The organism is Acinetobacter sp. 24-47-62 (genome assembly GCF_056779765.1).
Genome location: NZ_JBWYIN010000018.1, coordinates 31,635 through 57,638 on the forward strand (window position 1 = coordinate 31,635; position 26,004 = coordinate 57,638).

Here is a 26,004-nt window from a genome sequence, read left to right on the forward strand (position 1 = left end):
CGATTACCCCAATTGGTTAGAGTGATTTTTGGTTCAATAAACGCTCACGCAAGGGTACAGTAACGTGAGTCATTTGAGAATCTATTTGCTGAAATGAAATAAAACGAATTGCTTTTTTGGGAACAGGATCATATCCACTTCCACCCCACGGATGGCAACGACAAATCCGTCGCGTTGCATACCAGACACCTTTAATCGGGCCATGTATATGAATAGCTTCTAACGAGTATTGAGAACAAGTTGGGAAATAACGGCAACGAGGTCCAAGGAGCGGACTAATCGCAATTTGATAGAAACGAATCAACCAATGCAATATACGGACCATTGGCCACCTCTAACTTTGAGGAGAGGGAACTGATATTTTATGATGTTTTTTTACAAGACGCTGTAGCTTCTGCCATGCAAATTGTAATTGCTTATGCAATTCAGCATTCGGAATCGACTCAATACCTACCTTAGGCATGACCACAATATCCAATAAATCTATATCTTGCTGATTTAAGCGAAAACTTTCGCGAGCAATACGTTTTATTCGATTTCTTTCATGTGCACGGCGCACTTTCTTTTTAGCAACAACAATACCTAAACGGCTTTTAGGCTGTTTAGTTGGTGTAGCCAAAAATAAGAAATGGGGTTGATGCACTTTAAAAAGCGCACCATCAAATACACCTTTGTAATCTGCAGCACAGCGGATTCTCACCTCTGGACTGAAACTATAAAGTGTCATAACACCCAAATCGTCGATAAACTAAACTGGTATTAAACAGTTAAGCTGTGACGACCTTTTGCACGACGACGAGCTAATACTTGACGGCCAGCTTTAGTCGCCATACGAGCACGGAAACCATGAACGCGTTTACGCTTTAATTCAGATGGTTGGAAAGTACGTTTCATATCGAAACTCCAAAGTTGGTGTTCTATAAAGGTTCGCGATTGTATTGTGCATTGTTTGTTCTGTCAATATTAAACAGTATTGTGTAACACTTTTGATGAAAGTTGCTTGAGTCTGAGAAAGATACAAATTTGTTAAATAATCTATTTATACACAAAATAAATATATGTTTTTATTATAGAATTTAAGTTAACCACAGAAATATCCATAAACTTATACACAAGATGAAATTTAATTATGGTTGATTTTTAAATTTGAATTTAAATTTAAACACAAGGAATGATTATCCACAGAAAACCGAATCTTATTAAATAAATTCAAATTTATAAATTTAAATTTATTACTATTAGGGTTGTAATTTTCTATGGATAAAGCATTATTTTTTTTTAAATATATATACTTAGGCTGTTGATAACTATGTTTTCATATTTTTTATAGATTGTGGATAAGTTATTGCTTTTATTTATCCACAGTTTGTGGAAAACCTTATCCACACCCTGTTTTAAATTTAAATTTAGACTTTTAAATTTGATTATTTGTGTTTAAAGTTCAAAATTACTCATGACATATGTGGATAACTTGGGTATGATTGCCTCCCCAATCTCATGGGGTTGTTTTTAAATTTAAATGGAATGAGGGGTTTCACATGCTGTGGACAGACTGCTTAAATCGCTTGCGACAAGAGCTCTCAGATAATGTCTTTGCAATGTGGATACGTCCATTGGTTGCCGAAGAGGTAGATGGTGTTTTAAAGCTTTATGCACCTAATCCTTACTGGACACGCTATATTCAAGAACATCATTTAGAATTAATTAGCATTCTTGCAGAACAAATGTCTGAAGGACGTGTTTGTAAAGTTGAAATTTTAGTCGACTCACGACCAGGCGCGATTTTATCTGCTTCAGAGCAACCTGCGACAACAACTGCAGCGCTTGAGTCTTCAGCAGCAGCACCTGTAGTCAGAGCAAAAAAAGAAAGCAATGAGCAGCAAAATACAAAAACATCAAAAAAACGATTATTAAATCCGCTGTTTAATTTTGCATTGTTCGTCGAAGGGCGTTCAAATCAGATGGCGGCAGAAACCTGCCGTAAAGTGTTAACTCAGTTAGGCGAACCTCAACATAACCCGTTATTTTTATACGGTCCGACTGGTTTAGGTAAGACCCACTTGATGCAAGCAGTGGGTAATGCTTTATTACAAGCTAAACCAAATGCTCGTGTGATGTACATGACTGCTGAAAGTTTTGTTCAGGATTTTGTGAGTTCACTTCAACAAGGTAAAGTCGAAGAATTTAAAAAAAATTGCCGTTCACTGGACTTACTTTTAGTGGATGATATCCATTTACTTGCAGGTAAAGAAGCCAGCTTAGTTGAGTTTTTTTACACGTTTAATGCCTTATTAGATGAATCTAAACAAATTATTTTGACCTCAGATCGCTATCCTAAAGAGTTGACCGAGTTAGATCCTCGTTTGGTATCTCGCTTTTCATGGGGATTATCGGTAGGGGTAGAACCGCCTGATATTGAAACTCGAATTGAGATTTTACTTAAAAAAGCTGAAAGTAATGGTATCGATTTGCCTCGTAATTGTGCGCTCTTTATTGCACAGCAAGTTGTGGCAAACGTACGTGAACTTGAGGGTGCATTAAATAAAGTCGTCGCGATTTCTCGTTTTAAAGGGACACCAATCGACTTAGATGTGGTGCGAGAATCACTGAAAGATGTTCTTGCGATTCGTGCTCGTACTATTAGCACCGAAAATATTCAGCGTGTAGTCAGTGAATATTTTCGTATCCCATTGAAAGAGTTGGTTGGACCTAAACGAACTCGTATTTATGCTCGACCACGTCAATTAGCAATGGGGCTTGCGAGAGAATTAACGGGCGACAGTTTTCCTGAAATTGGCATGGCATTTGGTGGTCGTGATCACAGTACAGTCATGCATGCCTGTGAAAAAGTGCAGAGTTTGTGTGCTGAAGATCCTATCTTTAATGAAGATTACAAAAATTTAATGCGCTTATTACAAAGCTAAATCTGTTTAAATTCTATTCTTGCAATGCGGCATATTCTGCCGCATAGTACATGATTAAAAGTGTTTTAGTCTGTCGTCGATATACTGTTTTTAGAGGAAATCCATCGTGCGTTTGAAGATCGCGAAAGAAAGCTTACTCAATGTTTTGTCTCATGTTGTAGGTGCTGTAGAACGTCGCCATACGTTAAATATTCTTTCAAACGTCAAAGTTCAGGTTACTCAAGATGCACTGACGATTACAGGTTCCGATCTTGAAGTTGAACTTGTTGCGAGTACAACGCTTGTAGAGGGAGCATGTTTACAAGCAGGTCAAACCACAGTACCCGCACGTAAATTGATGGATATCTGTAAATCTTTGCCGACAGCAGCACTGATTGATTTACAAATCACAGAAGACCAGCGTTGTATTTTGAAATCTGGTAATAGCCGCTTTGTATTAGGAACATTATCTGCTGAGGATTACCCTTTATTAACGACTGAAAATAGTCAAGGGACTCAAGTTCAGGTCACTGAACGTGAACTAAAACGTTTATTTGAAAAAACCTCTTTTGCGATGGCTGTTCAGGATGTCCGTTTTTATCTTACAGGTACTTTACTTGAAATTGATGAAAATCAGCTTCGTGCAGTGACGACAGATGGACATCGTCTTGCTCTTTGTGAAACATTGGCCAGTTCGAATGCTTCGCAGTTAGTGCAAGCAATTGTGCCTCGTAAAGCGGTCGGTGAATTACAGCGTCTATTGAGTATCGAAGATAATCAACTCTCGTTGTTAATTGGTCGTGAACTGCTGAATGTTACTTTGACAATTCCAAGCCGTGATAAAGAGCAGGGTGATATTACTGTTCGTATTACTACAAAATTAATTGATGGTAAATTCCCTGATTATCGACGTGTTATTCCTCGTGGCGGTGATAAAACAGTTACGATTGCACATGATATTTTCAAACAATCATTACAGCGGGTTGCTATCCTGAGTAATGAAAAATTGCGTGGTGTATTTTTAAACTTCAATCCAGATTCACTGCAACTTCGTGCCAATAATCCAGAGCAAGATGAGGCAGTTGAAGATCTTGCGATTCAATACAATAATGCACCTATGGAAATGTCATTCAACGCACAATACATTTTGGATGTATTGAATGTGCTGGATGGTGATGATGTATTAATGACGATGACTGAGGCAAACCAATCTGTATTGGTTCAAGATCCAGCACATCAAGATCAAACCTATGTCGTCATGCCGATGCGTGTTTAATGTTGTTTTTGATTTAGTTTAATCTGGTCATGTTCATTACGCGTTTAAATATCCAGCGTGTGAGAAATTTAAAAGCGGTTGCACTCCAAGAGTTGCAACCGTTTAATGTTTTTTATGGACAAAATGGTTCAGGAAAAACGTCTATATTAGAAGCAATTCACTTATTGGCCACTGGTCGATCTTTTCGTACACATATTCCTAAACATTACATTCAAAATCAAATGCAGGATGCGATTGTATTTGCACAGTCTGCTAATGAAAAGATTGGTATGCAAAAGCTCATTACGGGTGAGCAAAATATTAAAGTGAATGGGGACAGTATTGCTACGCAGGGACAGCTAGCCAAAATTTTACCATTACAGCTTATTGACCCTCTGAGTACAGATATTATTGATCACGGAGCTAAACCAAGACGACAATTGCTTGATTGGTTAATGTTTCACGTGGAACCAGATTTTTATTATGCATGGCAATTTTATTCTAGAGCTTTAAAACAACGAAACAGCTTATTAAAATCAAAACGTAATCTGACGGTGCAAGATTTAGAAGCATGGAACAAAATGCTTAGTGAGTACGGTGAAATATTACATTTACAACGTCAGGCTATTGTTGAACAGTGGCAGATATTTTTTCAGCAAGATCTTAAAACACTATTACCAGATATCGAGATCCATATGGAGTATGCAGCAGGCTTTCATGTGGAACATGGCTTGGCTGAAGACTTGATTTTGTATCATCAAAAAGACTGCGAAAGACGCTATACAGAATATGGTCCACACCGTGCAGATTTAAAGTTAAAAACCCCAACAGGAGATGCAGATGCCGTACTGTCACGGGGGCAAAAAAAATTATTAATCATGGCTTTAAAATTGTCACAGATCGCAATGTTGCATGCGTCTAATAAGGAAACTGTGGTATTATTAGATGATGTGACAGCAGAATTAGATATAACCGCACAACAACGTTTAATTGAGCGATTGAGCCAACTCGGTAGTCAAGTTTTCATTACCACTTTAGACCATGAATCTGTACAAAAGCATTTACATGATTTGTCTATTTCCTATCAATTATTCAATGTTGAAAACGGTTCTGTTCAAGTTGTTGTGCAATAATTTTTTGAAGTTTTCTCCATCTTTGGATAGACCTTTTTTTCACTAGGGAGTAACCATGAGTTCAGAAGATCAAGCTGCTTCTCAAACAGAACAAACCATTGAAAAGGCTTATGATTCCTCTAGCATCAAGGTATTACGTGGTTTAGACGCAGTACGTAAGCGTCCAGGCATGTATATTGGTGATACGGATGATGGTACTGGTTTACACCATATGGTGTTTGAAGTGGTGGACAACTCGATTGATGAAGCCCTTGCTGGTCACTGTGATGAAATTCTGGTTACCATTCACGAAGACGAATCTGTTTCTGTCGCAGATAACGGTCGTGGTATTCCCACAGATATTCACCCTGAAGAAGGTGTATCTGCTGCTGAAGTCATCTTAACGATTCTTCATGCGGGTGGTAAGTTTGATGACAACAGCTATAAGGTTTCTGGTGGCTTACACGGTGTAGGTGTTTCAGTTGTAAACGCTTTGTCTAGTAAACTGGAACTCACAATTCATCGTGCTGGTAAAATTCATGAACAAGAATACCGCCATGGTGACCCTCAATACCCTTTAAAGGTGGTGGGCGATACAGATCGTTCAGGTACTCGTGTACGTTTTTATCCAAGTGCTGAAACATTCAGTCAGACCATTTTCAATGTCGATATTTTAGCTCGTCGTTTACGTGAACTGTCATTTTTAAATGCGGGCGTCCGAATTGTTCTACGTGACGAACGTGTTGGTTTAGAACATGTATTTGATTATGAGGGTGGTTTATCAGAATTCGTTAAATACATTAACGAAGGAAAAACGCATCTTAACGATATTTTTCACTTTACCACGCAAGCTGATAATGGCATTGGTGTTGAAGTTGCATTGCAATGGAATGATACGTACCAAGAAAACGTCCGTTGCTTTACCAATAACATTCCTCAAAAAGATGGTGGTACTCACTTAGCTGGTTTCCGAGCTGCTTTAACTCGTGGCCTTAATAACTACATGGAAAACGAAAACTTACTCAAAAAAGAGAAGGTTGCAGTTTCTGGTGATGATGCACGTGAAGGTTTAACAGCAATTGTTTCAGTGAAAGTTCCTGATCCAAAATTCTCTTCTCAAACCAAAGAAAAATTGGTATCGAGTGAAGTAAAACCTGCTGTTGAACAAGCAATGAATAAAGCTTTTTCAGAGTATCTTCTTGAAAATCCAGCTGCAGCTAAATCAATTGCGGGTAAAATTATTGATGCCGCACGTGCACGCGATGCGGCGCGTAAAGCACGTGAAATGACTCGCCGTAAGAGTGCGCTTGATATAGCTGGTCTTCCAGGTAAATTGGCGGACTGCCAAGAAAAAGATCCAGCTTTATCTGAACTATATCTTGTCGAGGGTGATTCAGCAGGTGGTTCAGCGAAACAAGGTCGTAACCGTAAAATGCAAGCGATTTTACCGCTCAAAGGTAAAATCTTAAACGTGGAACGTGCTCGTTTTGACAAGATGATTTCTTCTGCTGAAGTCGGAACACTGATTACAGCATTAGGTTGTGGTATCGGTCGTGAAGAATATAATCCAGACAAATTACGTTACCACAAAATTATTATTATGACCGATGCGGACGTGGATGGTTCACATATTCGTACGCTGTTATTAACGTTCTTCTTCCGTCAAATGCCGGAATTAGTGGAACGTGGTCATATTTATATTGCTCAGCCACCACTTTATAAATTAAAGAAAGGTAAGCAAGAGCAGTATATTAAAGATAATGATGCGCTTGAAACATATTTAATTTCGAATGCAATTGATGAGTTGGCATTACATATCAGTGCTGACGCACCTGCGATTCGTGGTGAAGCGCTTGCAAAAGTCATTGCTGATTATCAGACATCACAAAAAAGCTTACAGCGATTAACGATTCGTTATCCTGCAACTTTGTTAGATGCTTTACTTGGTTTAGATGCATTTAAATTAGATCAAAATCAAGATGAAGCTTATGTGACGTCTTGGGCTGAGCAATTGCGTCAAGCAATTGAAACACAACAGCCAAGCTTAAGACCTGAATTCACGCTCGAAGCATTCGAAAAAGAACTCGCAGATGGTTCACGTGAAACACATTATTGGCCACGTTTAACAGTGTATGTACACAACCTTCCTCATCACTATTTATTAGATGCTGGTTTATTGGGTTCAGGTGAATATAAACGTTTACTTCAAAACTCAAAGAGTTGGTTTACGTTACTTGAAGACGGGGCTTATTTGCAAAAAGGTGAGCGTAAAGTCAATGTTGCTAACTTCCATCAAGTATGGCAACAAGTATTGGCAGATTCACGCCGTGGCATGATGATCCAACGCTATAAAGGCTTGGGCGAGATGAATGCAGAGCAGCTTTGGGAAACCACGATGGATCCTGAAAATCGTAATATGCTTCAAGTGACGATTGATGATGCAATTGAAGCAGATCGCATGTTCTCTTGTCTCATGGGTGATGATGTTGAACCACGTCGTGCATTTATTGAAGAGAATGCATTGAATGCAGATATTGATGCTTAATGCTATAAGTTAAAAAAAGCACTCTTAGGAGTGCTTTTTTTGTATCAATCTAAAATCTTAAGTCATTTTTTTGGAATTAATTTCAATAAAATGATGTGCTTGAAGTCACATATTTTATTTATTATATGAAATATAAAGATAATTAAATAAGCGTTTACGAAATTAATAAATAATTAAAATTATAAAATTCAACAACTTATAATTGAATAATAAAAAATAGAGCAATAGCTCTATTTTTTTAAATAGAGAGTGATTAAAATTTTTGTCATGGAAAAGAATCCATTTAAATGCTTAAAAGGAACTAAGAATGAAAAAAACAACTCTGGCTTTATTGGCGGCTTCAACCATGGGTATGGTTTCAACTGCTCAAGCAAAGGTTGATGTGTGTGTATTTGATTTACTCGGTAAGTCTGGTGAATCGTTCCAAATGGCTCAAGAATGGGCATTGGCAGCAAAGGGTTGGGGGGCAGATATTAATCTGATTCCACGTCAAGATGAGGCTGTAGCCGATAATGATTTTAAAGCAGGTAAGTGTGATGCTGTTTTCTTAACAGCGATGCGTGCTCGTCAATATAATAAGTTTGTGGGTTCGATTGACTCTTTAGGTGGCGCACCATCAAATGCAATTGCACAACGTGCGATTACTTTTGCTTTAGACAAACGTAATGCTGCAAAGATGGTCACAAATCTCGGTGGGAAAAAATATGAAGTTGCTGGTATTGCACCACTAGGCGCGGCATATATTTTCGTGCGTGATAAAAAAATTGATTCTATTGAAAAAGCCGCTGGTAAGAAATTCGCAGTATTAAGCTATGACCCAGCACAAAAAATTATGGTGCAACGTGTCGGTGCTCAAGCAGTCGGATCTGATGTTTCGAACTTTGTTGCGAAGTTCAATAATGGTCAAGTGGATATGGTGGGTGCACCAGCATATGCCTATAAGCCTCTTGAAATTTATAAAGGTTTAGGCAATACAGGGGCAATGTTTGATTTCCCTGTAGTACACATTACAGCAAACTTTGTGATGAAGCCTGAAAAATTCCCTGAAGGGTTTGGTCAAAAATCACGTGATTGGTTTGTTAAAAACTTGCCGAAAAGCTACGCAATGATCAAGCGTTTAGAGAGTGAAATTCCTGCTAAGTACAAAATGCAATTCTCAGCTGAAGAAAAGCTGAAATATCAAAAACTACTTCGTGATGGTCGTATGGATCTCACTAAACAAGGTATTTATGACAAAGAGATGATGTCTGTTCTTAAGAAAGCACGTTGCTCTGTCGATAAATCCAACTTCGAATGTTCACTTGGTGGTGAATAATTCTGATTTCTAAAGAAAAAATCCTAGACCTGGTCTAGGATTTTTTTTATTCATTTTATGTCATTTTCGCCAATGCACATTTATAAGAAAAAAGTATGCTTTAATCACAATAAGTAGTATTTAAATGATCTGTATCTAAAAACCATATACATACAGCATCTCAGGATCAGTATCTACACAATTGGATCGTGTAATCTCATTTTAGTTTAACACACTGACACTGAAGTTTAAGGTGTTCGATATGGGATATTCGAGATTATAAGAAAGAAGGAATAGGAAACAATAAAATGAATTTAACCAAAACATTATTATTATCAGCAGGTTTAATGACTGCTGCAACGGCTTCACAAGCAAAGCAAGTCGTCTGCGTGTTTGATCTCGTCGGGAAAAACGGCGATGTCTATGCGTTAATGAAAGACTATCAACTTGCTGCTAAGCAGTGGGGAGCTGATATTGAGCTTAAAGTCGGACAAAATGAAGGCGTAATTGCTGAAGATTTCAAAGCAGGTAAATGTGACGGTGTAAGTATCACAGGGATGCGCGGTCGTCAGTTTAATAATTTCACTGGCTCTTTAGATGCCATTGGTGCGATTACTAATCTCAATTTAGCTGTTAAAGTCATGCAAGGTTTAGCAAGTCCAACCTTTGCAAAACATATGAAAAATGGCAACTATGAAGTTGCAGGTGTGATTCCTGTTGGCGATGCTTATTTAATGGTGCGTGATCGTAGTATTAATACGGTTGCTAAAGCTGCGGGTAAAAAGATCGCTGTACTTGATTATGATCAGGCACAAAAAATTATGGTACAGCAAATTGGTGCGCAAGCAGTGAGTTCTGATGTCACTAATTTTGGTAGTAAATTCAATAATGGCCAAGTTGATATTATTGGTGCACCAGCAGCGGTATTCCGTCCTTTAGAACTTCATAAAGGGCTAGGAACGAAAGGTGCAATTGTGAATTATCCAATTCTTCAAGTGACCGGTAATATCATCATTCGTCATGATAAATTCCCTGAAGGTTTCGGACAGAAATCGCGTGATTGGGTGAAAACACAGTTACCACGTGCGAATCAAATTTTAGGCAAAATGAAAGCGGATATTCCGGCTAAATATTGGATGAATGTTCCAGCTGGAGATAAACCTGGTTACCAAAAATTGATGCGTGAATCTCGTATTGCACTTACTAAACAAGGTGTTTACAACAAACAAATGATGAAACTACTTTGGCAGTTCCGTTGTAAGAATGAACCGACAAACTTTGAATGTAGCTTGCAGGATGAGAACTACAAATAAGTTCATAGGACGTTACATTTAAATCCGATAAATTTACTCTGAATAAACTTTAAAGTTCGAGTTATGACCATATATTGAGTATGTTATACTTGATATATGGTCTTTTAATTTCAAAGCCTATTTAATTTTTTGAGGAATCCATCATGACTGCCCAAGCACTTGAGCTGACTGACAATGCTGCGAATAAAGTTCGTCAACTTCGTGAGAGCGAAGGAAATCAAGATTTGATGTTACGTGTATATGTGACAGGTGGTGGTTGCTCTGGTTTTTCTTACGGATTCAATTTTGCTGAATCTCAAAATGAAGACGATGCTGAATTTGTGAATGGTGATGTGAAGATGCTTGTTGACTCACTGAGTTATCAATATCTCGTTGGTTCAGTTGTGGATTATGTCGAAGGTTTGGAAGGATCTCGCTTTATCGTGCAAAATCCTAATGCGACAACGACATGTGGTTGTGGATCTTCATTCTCAATTTAATATGCAGCAAAAAAAGCCCGCTAAGCGGGCTTTTTTTATGATAATTTTTGCTGTTCTTTCAGAATTAAATCAGTCAGCTCATGATAATTTTGAACTGGAATCCAATGATTCGCCTCTAAATGAATTTCCGTATATGGACCTTCAACATAATTTTGATTGAACTGAACACCTTTAGCATCAATTGCAACGTCATCTTTGCCCCAAATAAATAAAGTGGGAACTTTGACTTTATTGAATAGCGTTTTATTAGAGCTAAAAGGTAAACCTCGATACCAATTGAGTGATGGGCTGAGCCGTTTTTCTATGATCATTTCTTGTTTAAAGTCATTTAATTGTTCAACTGTCATTCCAGAATTTTTTAATAAAGCCTCGCCAATTTGAGGTGTTTTATTAAAGAGCAACTCAGGTATCCATGGAAGCTGAAATAGTCCCATATAATAGGATTTAAAAAGTTGTGTACTGCTGTAAAAAGCCCGCATAAATGCTGCTTTGTGAGGGACGGAGATCGCGGTCAAATGTTTAATTTTATTAGGATAACGTAGAGCAACTTCCCAAGCAACGACTGCGCCCCAGTCGTGTCCTACGATATATGAAGGCTCTCCAATTAAGTCGAGTAGAACATTTACATCATCTGCTAAATGTTGAATGGCATAATCTGCGCGTTTTTTCGGTTGAGCCCTTAAGCTATATCCACGTTGGTTTAACGCATAGGTGCGAAAACCATGTTGGTTTAGTATTTCGGCACTATGCTGCCAAATTTTTGATGTTTCAGGAAAACCATGTAATAGCACAATTGGACTGCCATCGATTGGACCGCTATCTATTACATCAAAAATAAGATTACCTTTTTGAAACTCAGTGATTCGTTGTTGTTTTTCCATGATCTATATCCTCTTTCCTTTACATATCTTTATCAAATTTGGATGATAGAACTAGGGCTGAACGGGTCAGTTCTAGGTGAAAGAAGGTCGTTCATTGTCTGACAATATTATGGGTTGATTAAACGGTGTATTTGTATTGGTATTTGTTTTTGTAAGAACGTTAAGCAAAGTCTCAAAGCTAAGGTCCGATAGCTTAAGCTCGGAGTAACCAAGTGGACATCTTCAGGGATTAGAGACCATTCAGGTAAAATATGAATTAACGTTGAGTTGACTAATTGATGGGCCACTTGGATTTCTGCAACGGCGGCAATACCTAAATGTGCTTCTACAGCAGCAAGTGCATGTTCGGATGGTGTCACCATCAGATGTGTATAAATTTTAAATTTTTTTATCGTACCGTTTTTGAAAAGTGTGATTTTGGACAGCTCGCGGTTATGCGAGATAAAATGATGATCACACAGTTGCTCTGGGTGTTCAGGAATGCCACAATGCATTTGATAGGTCGGACTGGCACATAAAATTCTTCGAACTTGTCCAACCTTTTGAGCATGGAGTGTAGAGTCTGCTAAATCACCAAGTCTGATGGCTAAGTCATATCCTCCAGAAATTAAATCAACTTTGCTGTCATTCAAATCAATTTCAATATCAATGTGTGGGTATTCAATTAAAAATTGAGAGATTAAAGGCAATACCACCAATTTTCCAAAAGTTCCCGAAGCAGCTATTCGAATTCGACCTTTGGGTTGTATTTCTAATTGTGTGAGATCGTTCGTCAGCGATTCAATTTGATGAAATAGGGGGGAGATTTCTTTTAAGAAAATCTTCCCAGCATCAGTTAGTGAGCTTGAATTGGTATTTCGATTTAATAATCTAATATTTAAGGATTCTTCAAGTCTTGAAAGTCGATTGGATAACGTGGATTTAGCAATATCATAACGTCTTGCTGCCGCGGATAAACTTCCAGCATCTGCAATCAGTACGAACCAATATAGGTCATCGATTGAGTAGGGTAAGCTGTTCATAAAATCGAACACCACCTTTCATTTTTATTGTCTATTCACATCATTATAGAACCGCTAAGTTAAGTCAATTGATCAGATGTAGCAAATGATCTGATTTAGCAAATTGAGGACATAGCAATGACAATGAATTGTGATTTAGAAACTGGTACTTGTTCAGTAGCCGAATTGGAAAAAGGCCAAAATGCAGTGGTCAATGTAGCATCTGACCTCAGCCTGATTTATGTGGGTGACCCAATGTGCTCATGGTGTTGGGGAAGTTCAAATATCATTAAACAAGCGCGTGAATATGCAATTCAGCATGGTGTTGGCTTTCAAGTGATTAGCGGTGGTTTAAGACCTGGTGGAGGTGATGCTTGGACCGATACTTTCAAGAATTTTTTACGCACCGAATGGAAAAATATTCAGAGACTGACTAAACAACCTTTCACTGAAAAATTGTTAGAAAGAGCACATTTTAACTATGATACCGAGCCTTCAGCACGTGCTGTTTACGTTGCTCGACAACTTTGGCAAGACCATGATCATCATGATGAAAAACTTTTGGCATTTTTTTCAGCAATCCAATATAAATTTTATGTGGATGGTGAAGATCCGAACGAGCTTGAATATTATCGAAGTATATGTGAAACGTTTGAGCTGGATTTTGACGTATTCTCAACGTTGTTTGAATTACCTGAGACCCAAGCAGCGACCTATGAAGAGTTCAAGCTTAATCGAAGTTGGGGCATAAAAGGGTTCCCAAGTTTTGCGATACGTCATGGAGACAATGTCAAAATCATAGGCTCTGGTCATGTGGCATTGGAAAAATTAACACAAGCTATTGATGACTTAATCAAAGATGCGCGTATATAAGGAAAAGTTGAATGGCGATTATTCTACAAATTGATTTTCCCTATGATGGACCTTGGGGGCATGAAATGTTTGAAAGTTTCAAAACACTCGCGGATTCAATAGCAAATGAGAAAGGCTTGATTTGGAAAATTTGGACTGAAAATGAAGCGTCCAAAGAAGCAGGTGGAATTTACTTATTTGAAAGCCAAGCAGATGCAGAGGATTATCTAAATATGCATCTTCAGCGTTTAAGGGAAAATGGCTTTACTGAATGTAGACATCGAATTTTTGCTGTAAACTCGCCACTTTCAAAATTGAATTTTGCACCTGTTTAAGTAAATCGATGTATCAACTCAGGATAGTGGATACATCGATTCTTCATTTAAACCGCAGTGATCGTTCCTAAAACTCGATCTCCTTGAGCTCCTGTCACTTCAGGTAAATTACCAGCAAGTTGGTTTACAAATCGCATAGCCAACCACGCAAAAGCGGTCGCCTCCACCCAAGTCGGTGCTAATCCCAAATCTGCTGTGGTTTGAACACTCCACTCATGTTTACGTAAACGCCAACGTAATTGTTCTAATAATTGTGAGTTGTATGCACCCCCCCCACAGACATAAACTTCACCTGTGTCCATAGGGGAACGATAAATGGCTTTTTTAATGGCACGTGTCGTAAGTTTCATCAGCGTTGCTTGAACATTTTCAGGCGTATCTTCAAGTTCATCGTATTCAACATCGCTACGCCAATCCGCAATTTGTTCATCCAACCATTCCAAATTAAAGTCTTCACGACCAGTACTTTTTGGCGGCTCTTTCGAGAAAAAGTCATGTGATTGCAAACGATCAAGCAAAGCACGAATAGGCGTACCATAAGCAGCCCAATTGCCATTTTCATCATAAGGCTGCCCTGTGTAACGTTCACACCAAGCATCCATCAAAATATTGGCTGGTCCAGTATCAAAACCATATACGCCTTTAGGATCACCCGCAGGTAACATACTGACATTGGCAATTCCACCGAGATTTAAGATCACACGGTGTATCGTCGGATGCTGAAATAAGGCTTGATGGAATGCTGGCACTAGAGGTGCACCTTGACCACCAGCAGCCATATCACGGCGTCTAAAATCTGATACCACAGGAATTTGAGTGATTTCAGTAATAATGTTGGGATCACCAATTTGAAGGGTAAATCCATGTTCGGGACGATGACGAATCGTTTGACCATGAGATCCAATGGCTTTTATTTGAGTTCTATCGAGATTATTTTCTTGTATAAGTTGATTGACTCCATGACCGATCATCTGTGCTAAAGCGACATCAGCCTTACCCATGCGGTCAATTTCATTATCGTCTGGCAAAGTAAGTGCCATCAGTTCATCACGTAAATCTGGATCAAAGGCTAATGTCAGCGTTGCATGGATCTGTAATGGATCAAAAGAAGCGGCTACAAAATCGACGCCGTCCATACTCGTGCCAGTCATTACACCAATGTAGATTGTGGTCATGATTATTCTTAAGCCTGCATTGTGCTGAAAAAGTGTTAGTATATCGCACAAATTGAACAACAGATGTATTTGGGTTTTGTGATGTCAAATTTCCTGCCTGCTGAAGAACAACTTGCCCTTATTCAACGAGGCACACATGAAATTATTTCAGAAGAAGATCTTCTGAAGAAATTAAAATTGAATCGTCCTTTGAAAATTAAGGCGGGTTTTGATCCTACAGCACCAGACTTACACTTAGGTCATACGGTATTAATTAACAAGCTTAAAGTGTTTCAAGACTTAGGTCATGAAGTATTCTTCTTGATTGGTGATTACACTGCGATGATTGGTGACCCAACAGGTAAAAGTGCAACTCGTCCACCATTGTCACGTGAGCAAGTCTTAGAAAACGCGAAAACCTATCAGGAACAAGTGTTCAAAATTCTTGATCCAAATAAAACTAAGGTGGTGTTTAACTCAGAATGGTTTGCTCAAAAAACTGCTGCTGATCTGATCCAATTGGCTTCACAGCAAACGGTTGCACGTATGCTTGAACGTGATGACTTTACTAAACGCTATAACAACCAACAGCCGATTGCGATTCACGAGTTTTTGTATCCATTGGTGCAAGGCTATGACTCTATCGCACTTGAGGCAGATGTTGAGTTAGGGGGTACAGATCAAACCTTTAACTTGCTGATGGGGCGTACTTTACAAGGTCGTTATAATCAAGAGTCACAAGTGTGTATCACTGTACCAATTCTTGAAGGTTTAGATGGCGTCAACAAAATGTCTAAATCTTTAGGTAACTACATTGGTGTATTTGATGCACCTGGTGCGATGTACCAAAAAGTACTTTCGATGCCAGACAGCTTAATTGAGCGATATTTCGAACTGCTGAGCTTCAAGTCAATGGAAGAGATCGAAGGCTTATTGAAAGAAATGGCTGAAGGTCGTAACCCTCAAGAAATTAAACGTATCTTAGCGCTCGAGTTAGTGGAGCGTTTCCATGGAAGCGAAGCTGCTGCGAATGCACATAAAGGTGCAGGGAATATCATCACAGAGGGTGAGCTTCCTGAAGGAACGCCAGAAGTGACGATTTCACGTGGTGAATTCGGTGGTGAAATGTTTATTGCTTCTATTGTTCGTGCAGCAGGTTTAACCAAAAATGCAGCGCAAGCAAAAGATGCTGTTTCACGTGGAGCCGTAAAAGTTGATTGGGAAGTGGTGGATGCATCATTCTCAATTAACGAAAACAAAACAGTGATTGTTCAAGCAGGTAAAAAGGCCATTGCTAAAGTAACTTTTACTGACTAAATCGTTAAGTTTTGAATGATTCAAAAGCCATCCTGAGTGATGGCTTTTTTATGTCAAGAATGAAATGAAGATGAAAGATGGATTAATTTTTGGTTGTTCTGGTTGAAATCCATTAAAATGCGCTATCCAATACTTATTTGTTTGAATATCTATGATTCAGTTAGACCAACTTACCATTCGCCGCGGCGGTCGCATTTTATTTGAAAAAGCGTCTATGCAACTTCACCCTGGTTGGAAGATTGGTTTAACAGGTGTCAATGGTGCAGGAAAATCGACGTTGTTTTCAGCATTACTTGGGGGCATGGAATCAGATGGTGGCTCATTGACACGACCATCGGTTTGGACAGTGGCGCATATGGCGCAAGAGATTAAAGCGCTGGATATGAAAGCGATTGATTTCGTTCTATCCGGTGATGAAGAGTATTGGGATATCCAACACAAACTTGAGCATCCTGACGGATTGTCTGATCAAGATTTGGCAAATTTATATGGTCGTTTTGATGAAATTAGTGGCTATTCAGCGCCGTCTAAAGCATCACAACTGATGGCTGGCCTAGGCTTCTTTGAACATCAGTCAGAACTTAGTGTAAAAAGTTTCTCTGGTGGATGGCGTATGCGTTTAAATCTTGCGCGTACTTTGATGAGTCGTTCAGATTTACTCTTACTTGATGAACCGACGAACCATTTAGATTTAGATGCTATTTTATGGTTAGAAGACTGGTTGAAAGCATATGAAGGCACATTGGTACTGATTTCGCATGACCGTGATTTCTTGGATGCCATTACCGACCATATTTTACATATCGAAAACCAAGAACTAATGCTTTATACCGGTAACTATTCAACCTTTGAACGTACCCGAAGTGAACGTTTAGCTCAGCAACAACAAGCCTATGAGAAACAGCTTGAGCTACGTGCACATCTGCAAAAATATATTGATCGTTTTAAAGCTAAGGCAACCAAAGCAAAACAGGCACAAAGCCGTATTAAACAGCTCGAACGAATGCAAGAGCTTTCTGCTGCGCATGTCGATACGCCTTTTACCTTTAGCTTCCGTGAACCCACCAAAATGAGTTCTCCGTTGTTGCAACTGGATAGTGCTGATATTGGTTATGGTGACAAACTGATTGTGACCAATGTGAAACTACAAATCACGCCAACCAGCCGTATTGGTTTATTGGGGATGAATGGAGCGGGTAAGTCCACATTAATTAAATCATTGGTGGGTGATTTACCTTTAATCCAAGGTCAACGTAAAGCATCTGAACTACTTAATATTGGTTATTTTGCCCAACATCAAATGGATGCATTAGATGGTAATGCGAGTCCAATGTTGCAGTTATCTCGTATTGCAGATAAAAAGATTAGTGAAGCCACTTTACGGGCATTCTTAGGGAGTTTTGGCTTCTCTGGTGAGCGTATGGATACGCCGTGTGAAAGCTTCTCAGGGGGTGAGCGTGCACGTTTAGCATTGGCTTTGATTGTCTGGCAGCGTCCAAATGTTTTAATTCTAGATGAACCGACCAACCATTTAGACTTGGATATGCGTCATGCATTAACTATGGCACTACAAGACTTTGAAGGGGCAGTGGTGCTGGTGTCACATGAACGTCAATTGATTGCAAGTGTCTGTGATGAATTACTCCTAGTGCATAACGGTAAATGTCGTGAGTTTGAAGGTGATCTGGTCGCTTATGCAGACTGGTTACGTCAAGCACGTGCAGAGTTGATGAAGCAAGGGCAGCAAGCACCTGAGCCAGTAAAATCTCAAGTGATCGATAAGCCTGTAGTTTCTAAAGTAGATAAAGAAGCACAGCGTAAAGAAGCTGCGCGTCGCCGTGAAATGAGCCGACCAATTCGTAAAAATATTGAAAAACTGGAAGCTGAGATTGCGAAAATCCAACCACGTCTAGGTCAGATTGAGGATGCTTTAGGAGATGCATCACTTTATGATGCGTCTCGGAAAGATGATCTTTTAAAATTGATGAATGAACAAACTGAGCTTAAAGGAAAATTAGCACAAGCAGAAGAAAAAATGCTTGAACTGATGATGGAACTTGAAGAGTTAGAAAGTTCGTTTGATGAGTAATTCGTGATAAAGAGCCCAATGTAGATTGGGCTTTTTTATTAAAATAGGCAGGTTATTTTGGTCATCGTCATAAAAACTGTCATTTTAATTTTTCTATTTTATTTGTGTTTTTAATTCAACTTGACCTCAAGCTAACTTGAGATTTGATCATAAGAAATCTAATAACAAAATTGGAAAAACGACAGTGCCATCATCAATCAATAAAACTTTTTTAATTCATGGCATCAGTTATGGTCTAGGAAAAGCGTTAGCTACTTTAGTTCCAAATGATGATGATTTAATCTATGGAATATCACGCTCAACCCCACAACTACCACGCCAGATTGAGCGGATTCAAACTGATTTAGCTTACCCTGTCCAAGCATGCAAGAAAATTAAAGACGTAATTGGAGATAAAGCATTAGATGTATTTATTTATAATGTAGGTGTTTGGGAGCAAGATGCTTTTACGCATGACTATGATTTTCCATCAATCTCAGCATTAGAAATTCAAACGATCATCAATACAAATATCATCAGTTGTATTTTATCTATACAATCCATTTTGGAAAATTTAAAGAAATCAGATTATGCCAAAGTGATCCTCATTGGTTCAACATGGGGTTTAGACAATCACAATGGAAAAGAAATAGTGTTTTCAGCTACCAAATTTGCATTACGTGGAATTTCCCATGCCTTAAGAGAGTTGATACGAAAGGATCGAATAGGCGTTACGGTGTTAAATCTTGGATATTTAGCACCTGATTTTGATCTAGATACAACAATAGAATCTGTCCTAGAAGAAACAGACGAATCTTTAATTCCTGTGTCTGATGTAGTTGCTGCCGTTCATTTTGTGCTTAATACGTCTAGAGCATCTTGTGTGAAAGAAATTATGATGCCTGCAATGCAAGATACAAATATCTGATAATCATTTAAAAATTCAAAGATGTAAATAAAAAAACCGCGCTTTCGCGCGGTTTTCGTTTAAGAGGACAAATTATTTTTTGTCATCTTTCACTTCAGTGAACTCAGCATCTACAACGCCGTCGTCCGCTTTTTGTTGTTGACCAGCAGCATCACCTTGGAATGCATTTGGATCAAAACCTTGCGCACCACCTTGAGCACCCTGCGCAGCTTCATAAGCACGTTGAGTGATCGGCATGATGATGTTTTGAAGTGCTTCAGTTTTCGCTTTGATCGCGTCAACGTCATTTTCTTTTGTTGCAGCTTCAAGTTCTGAAACAGCAGTTTCAACCGCAGTTTTTTCATCAGCAGTTACTTGTTCGCCAAGGTCTTTTACTGCTTTTTGAGCAGAAGAAACTAATGCATCAGCTTCGTTACGCGCTTTCGCTAATTCTTCAAACTTACGGTCTTCTTCCGCATTCGCTTCAGCATCTTTGATCATCGCTTCAATTTCAGCATCGCTCAAACCTGAGTTTGCTTTAATTTGAATTGATTGCTCTTTACCAGTGCTCTTGTCTTTCGCAGATACTTTCAAGATACCATCAGCGTTAATGTCGAACGATACTTCAATTTGCGGCACACCACGTGGAGCAGGTGGGATATCGCCCAATTGGAAGTTACCCAACAATTTGTTTTGTTGAGCCATTTTACGTTCACCTTGGTAAACCGAAATGTCTACTGCAGGCTGGTTATCAGCAGCTGTAGAGAACACTTGTGATTTTTTCGCAGGGATTGTTGTGTTTTTCTCGATGATTGGAGTTAACACGCCACCCATTGTTTCAATACCAAGTGTCAACGGTGTTACGTCAAGTAATAGAACGTCGTTCTTATCACCTGAAAGTACAGCACCTTGGATCGCAGCACCCATTGCCACAGCTTCGTCAGGGTTCACGTCTTTACGTGGCTCTTTACCGAAGAACTCTTGTACTTTTTGTTGTACAAGTGGCATACGAGACTGACCACCAACCAAGATCACGTCAGAGATATCAGAAGTTGATAGACCTGCATCTTTAAGTGCAATCTTACATGGCTCGATTGTACGAGCAACTAAGTCAGCAACAAGACCTTCTAATTTCGCACGTGTTACGTTGATCACTAAGTGTTTAGGACCAGTCGCATCAGCCGTGATATATGGAAGGTTAATTTCAGTTGCATTAGAAGAAGACAATTCAATCTTCGCTTTCTCAGCAGCTTCTTTTAAACGTTGAAGTGCAAGAGGATCGTTCTTCAAGTTTACGTTTTGTTCTTTCTTGAACTCTTCAACCAAGAAGTCGATTAACGCGTTATCAAAGTCTTCACCACCAAGGAATGTGTCACCATTAGTAGACAACACTTCGATTTGTTGGTCGCCATCAAGGTCAGCGATTTCAATGATTGATACGTCGAAAGTACCACCACCTAAGTCGTAAACCGCTATTTTACGATCGCCTTCTTTCTTATCCATACCGAACGCAAGCGCTGCAGCTGTTGGTTCGTTGATGATACGTTTAACATCTAAACCAGCAATTTTACCAGCATCTTTCGTTGCTTGACGTTGAGCATCGTTGAAGTATGCAGGAACAGTAACTACCGCTTCAGTAACTGTTTCACCTAAGTAATCTTCCGCAGTTTTCTTCATTTTCTTAAGAACTTCTGCAGAGATTTGTTGTGGTGCTAGTTTCTTGTCGTTTACATCAACCCAAGCATCGCCATTGTCAGCTTTGATGATTTTGTAAGGTACAAGACCAATATCTTTTTGAACTGCTTGATCTTCGTAACGACGACCGATCAAACGTTTAATCGCGAATAATGTATTTTTCGGGTTTGTTACTGCTTGACGTTTAGCTGATTGACCAACAAGGATCTCACCATCTTTATACGCAATAATAGACGGAGTTGTACGAGCGCCTTCAGCGTTGTCGATTACTTTAACTTTATCGCCTTCAAGTACTGCAACACATGAGTTTGTAGTACCTAAGTCAATACCAATAATTTTAGCCATTGATGTGTTCCTCGAAAATTTTGTTGTGATCTTTCACTTGTTATCCGATATGAGAGCCATTCATTATTTTTCAAGTTAAAAACTTAAAAAATTTTTACAAACTCCCGTATTTCTTGACTTATTGGCCTACCATGACCATTGCAGGACGAAGTAAACGGCCAGAAAGGGTGTAACCTTTTTGAAGTACCGTACCAATCTCACCCGCTTTTGCATCTGGAGCAATACCTACTGCTTGATGCAAATCAGCATTAAAACCATTTTCAGTGTCAACTGCCACAACACCAAATTTTTCTAATGTTGCTAATAATGACTTCAGTGTGAGTTCTACACCTTCTGATAAAGGAGTTTTTTCATCACCTGCAGCAGCAATTGCACGTTCAAGGTTGTCAACTGAATCCAATAATTCTTTTGCAAATTTCTCTAAAGCAAATTTTTTCGCAGTATCCGCTTCACGCTCTAAACGTTCTTTGGTTTTTTCTGCTTCATACTTCGCATTTGCAGCAACTGCTTTTTCATATTTTAAGTTTTCAGTCAGCGTTGCGATTTGCGCTTGAAGGTCTTCTACAGAAACTTCAACTTCAGCTTGTTGATTTTCAACTTGCTGTTCAGTTTGTTCCGTTTGAACGTCCTGAGTTTGTTCGTTTTGCTCATTTGCCATGGAAGATCTCCGCTTAAATGGGTTTTTAAACATGTACAGTCCTTTGGCATCAGTGTTAACTGCGTTAATCTGAACTGCCATGCGTGTGTAATTCATCAATACAAAGGTAATGTGGGCGACTATAAATAATTCAAGCTTAAACGATGTTTATTTCTACTAAATTCATCTTTACAACAAGGAATGAAAATTTTTCGATCCATTTAGAGAAATCTAAAGTCTAGAATAAGAAGAGGAGATGAGCTGAAGAAAGATTATAAAAATATGATTTAGTGTATATTTTATATATAAAAAATATAGATTCAGATAAAACAAGTCTTTCCTTTTAAATAATCAAAACTGTATTATCTTTAACCAGATACTAACGCTGTAGTTTCTATTTATTTTGTTTTTGCTTTTTAATAGCTCATCCAACCTCCTTGGATGAGTTTTTTTTGCTTGTCGAGATCTGAGTAACAATGTTAAGCAACAGATATACCGTGTAGCCACACTGTGATTCAGTCACCTTCGAAAAGGGCTTATATCGCACCACATATTCACTAAAAAATAAATTAAATAAATGGCTTAGGAGATATATTCAACTATAAAAGTTGAATTGCATTTTCTTTACACTTTTTTCATAAGTTCAACCTGAAGTCATCGAAACTTGAACCAAGAACTGACGCATGAAATAAAAAAGTCAGGAATGATAAGCCTTCAAAGTTAACTCTGACTTTGAATGTTTCAAGTAAGGAATTAAACAATGAAAAAATTAGGTCTCATTTCCCTGGCATTTGCAGCTATTGGTTTTGCTACTGTAGGTTGTACTTCAAACCAATCTGCTGAAACTGCTCAAGCGACCACACAAACAGATGCTTCAATAGCGCAAGCGGCAACTACTGAAATGGATACCCAAAATGGTGTGGCTGTACAAGCTGACCCAAATGTAGAGTCTGCTGAACCGATTCAAGCTGTCCCAGCTGAAGGTGCAGAAGCCCCTCAAGTTGTTGAGTAAAATGCAATGAAATTTAATTCATTTAAACTGGTTATAATGGGTTAAATTTTATGAAAATGCAGAGAATAGAGAGTAAATAGGATGCCTTTACTGTCTATTTTTAGAGTCACAGCACTTAAAAAAACCTAACATTCAAATGTGAATGTTAGGTTTGTGAGGTAACTTTAAATCAATTGTGTTGAGTCCAAGAAAGCTTAACGATCTCGGCGATCGTGTTGACGTTCCTGTTCTCGCTTCTTGCGATCCTGTTCTAAGCGCTTACGTTGTTCCTCAATCGCTTTTTTACGATTATCTTGATTCCAACGATTACGTTCAGCTTGACGTTGTTTTAAAATTTCCTTTTGACGTTGTTCAATCTGTTTACGACGATCATGCTCAGCACGTTCTTTATTACGTCGATCTGCTAATTCACGTTGTTGGCGTTGACGTTCATATTCACGTTTGCGCTTTTCTTGTTCAAGGCGCTGTTGATGTAAACGTTGTGCGCGTTCTCTCTCCCAACGTTGACGGTCATAGTTGCGATCATAATCACGATCATAACGATGGTCATAATTACCATTATAATAAGGGCCATCATCAGGGAAGGCCACACAACCGACTGCAAGAACTGCTGTGGCCAATGACATTATCATTACTTTTATTGCCATAGCTTTCACCTTTATATGTTGAATCAGGACAACCAAAAAATTCCTGATGTTGGATTAAATAGTCAATGACAAGACTGCTATAGTCAGATTAGCGTAAATGGGATTGAAGTTTGTATATTGATCAGTAGACTTAGTTAACAAAATAGTCATGAAATGGCTGATCGTGTAGAAAATATGAAGAATACGGATTTTTAAAAGGATCGGAATCGTGAATCAAAAAATACAACAATTACTTGAAAATGGTCAGGGTTCTGCAGGACGTGCATTAGATCGACTCCCAAAGATCGTTCAAGAATCTCTAGTAAAGTTACTTGGCTATCCCTATGACTATCCTCAACTCGATAGCTTTACAAAATGCTTGATGGCTGCACAGTTGAAACAAGGAAAATCAGGCTTTATTGGCGCTGATATTGATAAATCAAGAAAAGAATTTGAAAATCAAATCCAATCCATCACACATAAATCATCTCATGTTCAATATGTAGAAGATATTCGTCTTCCTTTACAAAGTGGTACTGTATTTGCCAGACATTATCATCCTGCTCCGAATAAAAAACTACCAATGATTGTATTTTATCATGGTGGTGGGTTTGTTGTCGGAAGTGTGAATACACATGATGAAGCGTGCCGAATCATTGCGAATTATGCAAAAGTACAAGTGATCAGTATTGATTATCCTTTAGCGCCAGAAGTTTCTCCACAATCATTGATTCAATCATGTGAAGACGCATTGGCATGGGTATATCAAAATCGCCGTCACTTTAAAATCTTAAAAAATCGTATTGCTGTAGCAGGAGATAGTGCTGGCGGTAATATTAGTGCTGTCGTTGCTCAACGTGCATTAAATGCCAGTTATGCGCCTCAAGCTCAATTTTTAATATATCCTGCGGTAGATTTCAAAAGTCGTCATCCATCATTCTTTGCGTATAAAGATGGTTTAGTATTAACCAACAGCGATATTGACTATGTGACAGAATACTACGCGACAAGACATAAAGTTGCTTTGGATAATCCACTAATCTCCCCAACATACGGTAATCTAAAAAAATTGGCACCAGCCTATGTTGTTACAGCGGGACATGATGTATTGCATGATGAAGGCAAAATTTACGCCCACAAATTACGTCAAAATGGCACTAAAGTGTTGTATCAAGATTTTGAAGATCAAACACACGGATTTATTAATCTAACGCTAGTCTCAGGGCGTTCTAAAAAATTGTTGATTGAAATGAGTAAAGAGTTTAGAAGATTTTGGGATAAAAATAGTTAATAGATGCTTACTTTCAAATCCTGAGATTCAAACGAAACTCAGGATTTTTTCTTTATATACAGCAATCGAATAAAAATACTTTGATGCTTAACAAAAAATTGAATCTTTTCTGGCGATTGATTCGTGAATAATAGATAAGATAAAACATCAATAAGAGGATAGCGTATGTTAAAAAAAATGATGTTAGGTGCTTCTGTTGCGGCGATGAGTACTTTGTCTTTGGCAGCAAATACGCATATGCAAATCAAAACATCAGCAGGAGATATCGAAATCGAGTTGTTTAATGATAAAGCTCCGATTTCAGCAAAGAACTTTGAAACTTATGCGAAAGCTAATTTTTATAACGGCACAATTTTCCATCGGGTTATTCCAGGGTTCATGATCCAAGGTGGAGGATTAGATGTATCGATGAAAGAAAAAGCGAATCGACCTCCAATCAAGAACGAGTCTTATAATGGCTTAAAGAATAACCGTGGCACTTTAGCCATGGCACGTACAAACCAGCCTGATTCAGCAACAAGCCAATTTTTTATCAATATTGCGGATAATGATTTTCTAAATAAAGCGCCAATGAATCCTGGTTATGCTGTGTTTGGTCAGGTAACTAAAGGCATGGATGTTGTCGATAAAATTGCAAAAGTGCCTACTGGTAGATTTGGTATGTATCAAGATGTGCCAAAAAATCCTATTAAAATTTTAAGTGTGAATATAAAACCTTCAAAAGCGAAATAGTGATTAAAAAAAGAAGCAGAAATATTAAATTAATGTTTTTGCTTCAATATTATAGGGTTAAGTGTAAATGTGATTATTAATGAATCATAATGGTGCATAAAAATAGAACACTCATTAAAACATGGGGTTAAAAGCACTTGCAATGATTTTGAAATGCTCTAGAATGCACCCCATACCGACGAGATACACGGAAACGAACGAAGCAGCTTGCAGAGTTGTTGAGTGTTTCGAGTCCAGCTTCTAGCATTGA

Annotated in this window: 23 protein-coding genes and 1 pseudogene; 15 read left to right on the top strand and 9 right to left on the bottom strand. The window is 38.5% G+C overall.

The features are described from left to right. Positions 1-3: 3 nt before the first annotated feature. The 3 genes and pseudogenes from yidD to rpmH all read right to left on the bottom strand — a co-directional run bounded on the left by yidD (position 4) and on the right by rpmH (position 894). Positions 4-325: pseudogene (gene yidD, locus AC1M87_RS13495) on the bottom strand (membrane protein insertion efficiency factor YidD). A gap of 9 nt (positions 326-334) precedes the next feature. Beyond that, positions 335-727 carry a ribonuclease P protein component gene (gene rnpA / locus AC1M87_RS13500; protein ID WP_035268604.1) on the bottom strand — a complete coding sequence of 131 codons (393 nt, stop codon included), beginning with the start codon at positions 725-727 and terminating at the stop codon, positions 335-337. Between the two features lie 32 nt (positions 728-759). Next, the gene (gene rpmH / locus AC1M87_RS13505) at positions 760-894 is read right to left on the bottom strand and encodes a 50S ribosomal protein L34 (RefSeq protein ID WP_000831329.1); all 135 of its coding nucleotides are present in this window, start codon (positions 892-894) and stop codon (positions 760-762) included. A gap of 644 nt (positions 895-1,538) precedes the next feature. Here rpmH and dnaA point away from each other — a divergent pair. The 7 genes from dnaA to erpA all read left to right on the top strand — a co-directional run bounded on the left by dnaA (position 1,539) and on the right by erpA (position 10,901). Continuing rightward, entirely contained in the window at positions 1,539-2,924 is a 1,386-nt protein-coding gene (gene dnaA / locus AC1M87_RS13510; RefSeq protein WP_035268607.1) for a chromosomal replication initiator protein DnaA, read from the top strand. Between the two features lie 106 nt (positions 2,925-3,030). After that, positions 3,031-4,179, top strand: coding sequence for a DNA polymerase III subunit beta (gene dnaN / locus AC1M87_RS13515; protein ID WP_092768709.1), 1,149 nt, complete (start codon positions 3,031-3,033; stop codon positions 4,177-4,179). A 29-nt stretch (positions 4,180-4,208) separates the two neighbouring features. Continuing rightward, positions 4,209-5,291 carry a DNA replication/repair protein RecF gene (gene recF, locus AC1M87_RS13520; RefSeq protein ID WP_481593990.1) on the top strand — a complete coding sequence of 361 codons (1,083 nt, stop codon included), beginning with the start codon at positions 4,209-4,211 and terminating at the stop codon, positions 5,289-5,291. 55 nt (positions 5,292-5,346) lie between these two features. Then, positions 5,347-7,815: a DNA topoisomerase (ATP-hydrolyzing) subunit B gene (gene gyrB, locus AC1M87_RS13525; RefSeq protein WP_035268615.1), complete on the top strand. Its 2,469-nt coding sequence runs from the start codon at positions 5,347-5,349 to the stop codon at positions 7,813-7,815. 307 nt (positions 7,816-8,122) lie between these two features. Further along, the gene (locus tag AC1M87_RS13530) at positions 8,123-9,130 is read left to right on the top strand and encodes a putative solute-binding protein (RefSeq protein WP_481593991.1); all 1,008 of its coding nucleotides are present in this window, start codon (positions 8,123-8,125) and stop codon (positions 9,128-9,130) included. Positions 9,131-9,417: 287 nt separating this feature from the next. Further along, complete coding sequence (locus tag AC1M87_RS13535) at positions 9,418-10,422, top strand: putative solute-binding protein (RefSeq protein WP_035268621.1); 1,005 nt, start codon at positions 9,418-9,420, stop codon at positions 10,420-10,422. Positions 10,423-10,565: 143 nt separating this feature from the next. After that, positions 10,566-10,901, top strand: coding sequence for an iron-sulfur cluster insertion protein ErpA (gene erpA / locus AC1M87_RS13540; protein ID WP_035268624.1), 336 nt, complete (start codon positions 10,566-10,568; stop codon positions 10,899-10,901). Positions 10,902-10,936: 35 nt separating this feature from the next. On the opposite strand, the gene AC1M87_RS13545 is transcribed toward erpA, so the two are convergent. Together AC1M87_RS13545 and AC1M87_RS13550 are read right to left on the bottom strand one after the other, a co-directional pair. Continuing rightward, positions 10,937-11,782, bottom strand: a complete 846-nt coding sequence (locus AC1M87_RS13545; RefSeq protein WP_092768699.1) for an alpha/beta fold hydrolase — start codon at positions 11,780-11,782, stop codon at positions 10,937-10,939. Positions 11,783-11,889: 107 nt separating this feature from the next. Then, positions 11,890-12,804, bottom strand: a complete 915-nt coding sequence (locus AC1M87_RS13550) for a LysR family transcriptional regulator (RefSeq protein ID WP_481593992.1) — start codon at positions 12,802-12,804, stop codon at positions 11,890-11,892. A 117-nt stretch (positions 12,805-12,921) separates the two neighbouring features. On the opposite strand from AC1M87_RS13550, the gene AC1M87_RS13555 reads away from it, so the two are divergent. Together AC1M87_RS13555 and AC1M87_RS13560 are read left to right on the top strand one after the other, a co-directional pair. After that, on the top strand, positions 12,922-13,656 hold the full coding sequence (locus tag AC1M87_RS13555; protein WP_481590917.1) for a DsbA family protein: 735 nt from the start codon (positions 12,922-12,924) through the stop codon (positions 13,654-13,656). Between the two features lie 11 nt (positions 13,657-13,667). Continuing rightward, positions 13,668-13,970, top strand: a complete 303-nt coding sequence (locus tag AC1M87_RS13560) for a monooxygenase (RefSeq protein ID WP_481589586.1) — start codon at positions 13,668-13,670, stop codon at positions 13,968-13,970. A 47-nt stretch (positions 13,971-14,017) separates the two neighbouring features. Here AC1M87_RS13560 and AC1M87_RS13565 read toward each other — a convergent pair whose 3' ends face one another. Beyond that, positions 14,018-15,145: an anhydro-N-acetylmuramic acid kinase gene (locus AC1M87_RS13565; RefSeq protein ID WP_481593993.1), complete on the bottom strand. Its 1,128-nt coding sequence runs from the start codon at positions 15,143-15,145 to the stop codon at positions 14,018-14,020. 63 nt (positions 15,146-15,208) lie between these two features. On the opposite strand from AC1M87_RS13565, the gene tyrS reads away from it, so the two are divergent. The 3 genes from tyrS to AC1M87_RS13580 all read left to right on the top strand — a co-directional run bounded on the left by tyrS (position 15,209) and on the right by AC1M87_RS13580 (position 19,437). After that, positions 15,209-16,441 carry a tyrosine--tRNA ligase gene (gene tyrS, locus AC1M87_RS13570; protein ID WP_481593994.1) on the top strand — a complete coding sequence of 411 codons (1,233 nt, stop codon included), beginning with the start codon at positions 15,209-15,211 and terminating at the stop codon, positions 16,439-16,441. Between the two features lie 151 nt (positions 16,442-16,592). Further along, positions 16,593-18,530, top strand: a complete 1,938-nt coding sequence (locus AC1M87_RS13575) for an ATP-binding cassette domain-containing protein (RefSeq protein ID WP_481593995.1) — start codon at positions 16,593-16,595, stop codon at positions 18,528-18,530. 184 nt (positions 18,531-18,714) lie between these two features. Beyond that, a complete protein-coding gene (locus AC1M87_RS13580; RefSeq protein ID WP_481593996.1) occupies positions 18,715-19,437 on the top strand; it encodes an SDR family NAD(P)-dependent oxidoreductase in 723 nt (240 codons plus the stop codon). A 72-nt stretch (positions 19,438-19,509) separates the two neighbouring features. Here the strand turns inward: AC1M87_RS13580 and dnaK are convergent, their stop codons facing one another. Then, positions 19,510-21,456 (bottom strand): molecular chaperone DnaK, encoded by a 1,947-nt coding sequence (dnaK, locus tag AC1M87_RS13585; RefSeq protein ID WP_092768678.1) that lies wholly within the window; start codon positions 21,454-21,456, stop codon positions 19,510-19,512. A 118-nt stretch (positions 21,457-21,574) separates the two neighbouring features. Then, positions 21,575-22,147: a nucleotide exchange factor GrpE gene (gene grpE / locus AC1M87_RS13590; RefSeq protein ID WP_257219952.1), complete on the bottom strand. Its 573-nt coding sequence runs from the start codon at positions 22,145-22,147 to the stop codon at positions 21,575-21,577. 706 nt (positions 22,148-22,853) lie between these two features. Between grpE and AC1M87_RS13595 the strand changes: the two genes are divergently transcribed. Then, positions 22,854-23,105: a molybdenum ABC transporter substrate-binding protein gene (locus tag AC1M87_RS13595; protein WP_481593997.1), complete on the top strand. Its 252-nt coding sequence runs from the start codon at positions 22,854-22,856 to the stop codon at positions 23,103-23,105. Positions 23,106-23,299: 194 nt separating this feature from the next. Here AC1M87_RS13595 and AC1M87_RS13600 read toward each other — a convergent pair whose 3' ends face one another. Beyond that, on the bottom strand, positions 23,300-23,752 hold the full coding sequence (locus AC1M87_RS13600; RefSeq protein WP_092768671.1) for a cell envelope integrity TolA family protein: 453 nt from the start codon (positions 23,750-23,752) through the stop codon (positions 23,300-23,302). Positions 23,753-23,951: 199 nt separating this feature from the next. Between AC1M87_RS13600 and AC1M87_RS13605 the strand changes: the two genes are divergently transcribed. Continuing rightward, positions 23,952-25,022, top strand: a complete 1,071-nt coding sequence (locus AC1M87_RS13605; protein WP_092768668.1) for an alpha/beta hydrolase — start codon at positions 23,952-23,954, stop codon at positions 25,020-25,022. A gap of 165 nt (positions 25,023-25,187) precedes the next feature. Continuing rightward, entirely contained in the window at positions 25,188-25,754 is a 567-nt protein-coding gene (locus AC1M87_RS13610; protein ID WP_481588046.1) for a peptidylprolyl isomerase, read from the top strand. The last annotated feature ends 250 nt before the right edge of the window (positions 25,755-26,004 follow it).

What these genes read in the sequence shown, in the direction of transcription:
- rnpA (WP_035268604.1), bottom strand. Translation starts at nt 727, where the DNA reads ATGACACTTTATAGTTTCAGTCCAGAGGTGAGAATCCGCTGTGCTGCA.
- rpmH (WP_000831329.1), bottom strand. Translation starts at nt 894, where the DNA reads ATGAAACGTACTTTCCAACCATCTGAATTAAAGCGTAAACGCGTTCAT.
- dnaA (WP_035268607.1), top strand. Translation starts at nt 1,539, where the DNA reads ATGCTGTGGACAGACTGCTTAAATCGCTTGCGACAAGAGCTCTCAGAT.
- recF (WP_481593990.1), top strand. Translation starts at nt 4,209, where the DNA reads ATGTTCATTACGCGTTTAAATATCCAGCGTGTGAGAAATTTAAAAGCG.
- gyrB (WP_035268615.1), top strand. Translation starts at nt 5,347, where the DNA reads ATGAGTTCAGAAGATCAAGCTGCTTCTCAAACAGAACAAACCATTGAA.
- AC1M87_RS13530 (WP_481593991.1), top strand. Translation starts at nt 8,123, where the DNA reads ATGAAAAAAACAACTCTGGCTTTATTGGCGGCTTCAACCATGGGTATG.
- AC1M87_RS13535 (WP_035268621.1), top strand. Translation starts at nt 9,418, where the DNA reads ATGAATTTAACCAAAACATTATTATTATCAGCAGGTTTAATGACTGCT.
- erpA (WP_035268624.1), top strand. Translation starts at nt 10,566, where the DNA reads ATGACTGCCCAAGCACTTGAGCTGACTGACAATGCTGCGAATAAAGTT.
- AC1M87_RS13545 (WP_092768699.1), bottom strand. Translation starts at nt 11,782, where the DNA reads ATGGAAAAACAACAACGAATCACTGAGTTTCAAAAAGGTAATCTTATT.
- AC1M87_RS13550 (WP_481593992.1), bottom strand. Translation starts at nt 12,804, where the DNA reads ATGAACAGCTTACCCTACTCAATCGATGACCTATATTGGTTCGTACTG.
- AC1M87_RS13555 (WP_481590917.1), top strand. Translation starts at nt 12,922, where the DNA reads ATGACAATGAATTGTGATTTAGAAACTGGTACTTGTTCAGTAGCCGAA.
- AC1M87_RS13560 (WP_481589586.1), top strand. Translation starts at nt 13,668, where the DNA reads ATGGCGATTATTCTACAAATTGATTTTCCCTATGATGGACCTTGGGGG.
- AC1M87_RS13565 (WP_481593993.1), bottom strand. Translation starts at nt 15,145, where the DNA reads ATGACCACAATCTACATTGGTGTAATGACTGGCACGAGTATGGACGGC.
- tyrS (WP_481593994.1), top strand. Translation starts at nt 15,209, where the DNA reads ATGTATTTGGGTTTTGTGATGTCAAATTTCCTGCCTGCTGAAGAACAA.
- AC1M87_RS13575 (WP_481593995.1), top strand. Translation starts at nt 16,593, where the DNA reads ATGATTCAGTTAGACCAACTTACCATTCGCCGCGGCGGTCGCATTTTA.
- dnaK (WP_092768678.1), bottom strand. Translation starts at nt 21,456, where the DNA reads ATGGCTAAAATTATTGGTATTGACTTAGGTACTACAAACTCATGTGTT.
- grpE (WP_257219952.1), bottom strand. Translation starts at nt 22,147, where the DNA reads ATGTTTAAAAACCCATTTAAGCGGAGATCTTCCATGGCAAATGAGCAA.
- AC1M87_RS13595 (WP_481593997.1), top strand. Translation starts at nt 22,854, where the DNA reads ATGAAAAAATTAGGTCTCATTTCCCTGGCATTTGCAGCTATTGGTTTT.
- AC1M87_RS13600 (WP_092768671.1), bottom strand. Translation starts at nt 23,752, where the DNA reads ATGGCAATAAAAGTAATGATAATGTCATTGGCCACAGCAGTTCTTGCA.
- AC1M87_RS13610 (WP_481588046.1), top strand. Translation starts at nt 25,188, where the DNA reads ATGTTAAAAAAAATGATGTTAGGTGCTTCTGTTGCGGCGATGAGTACT.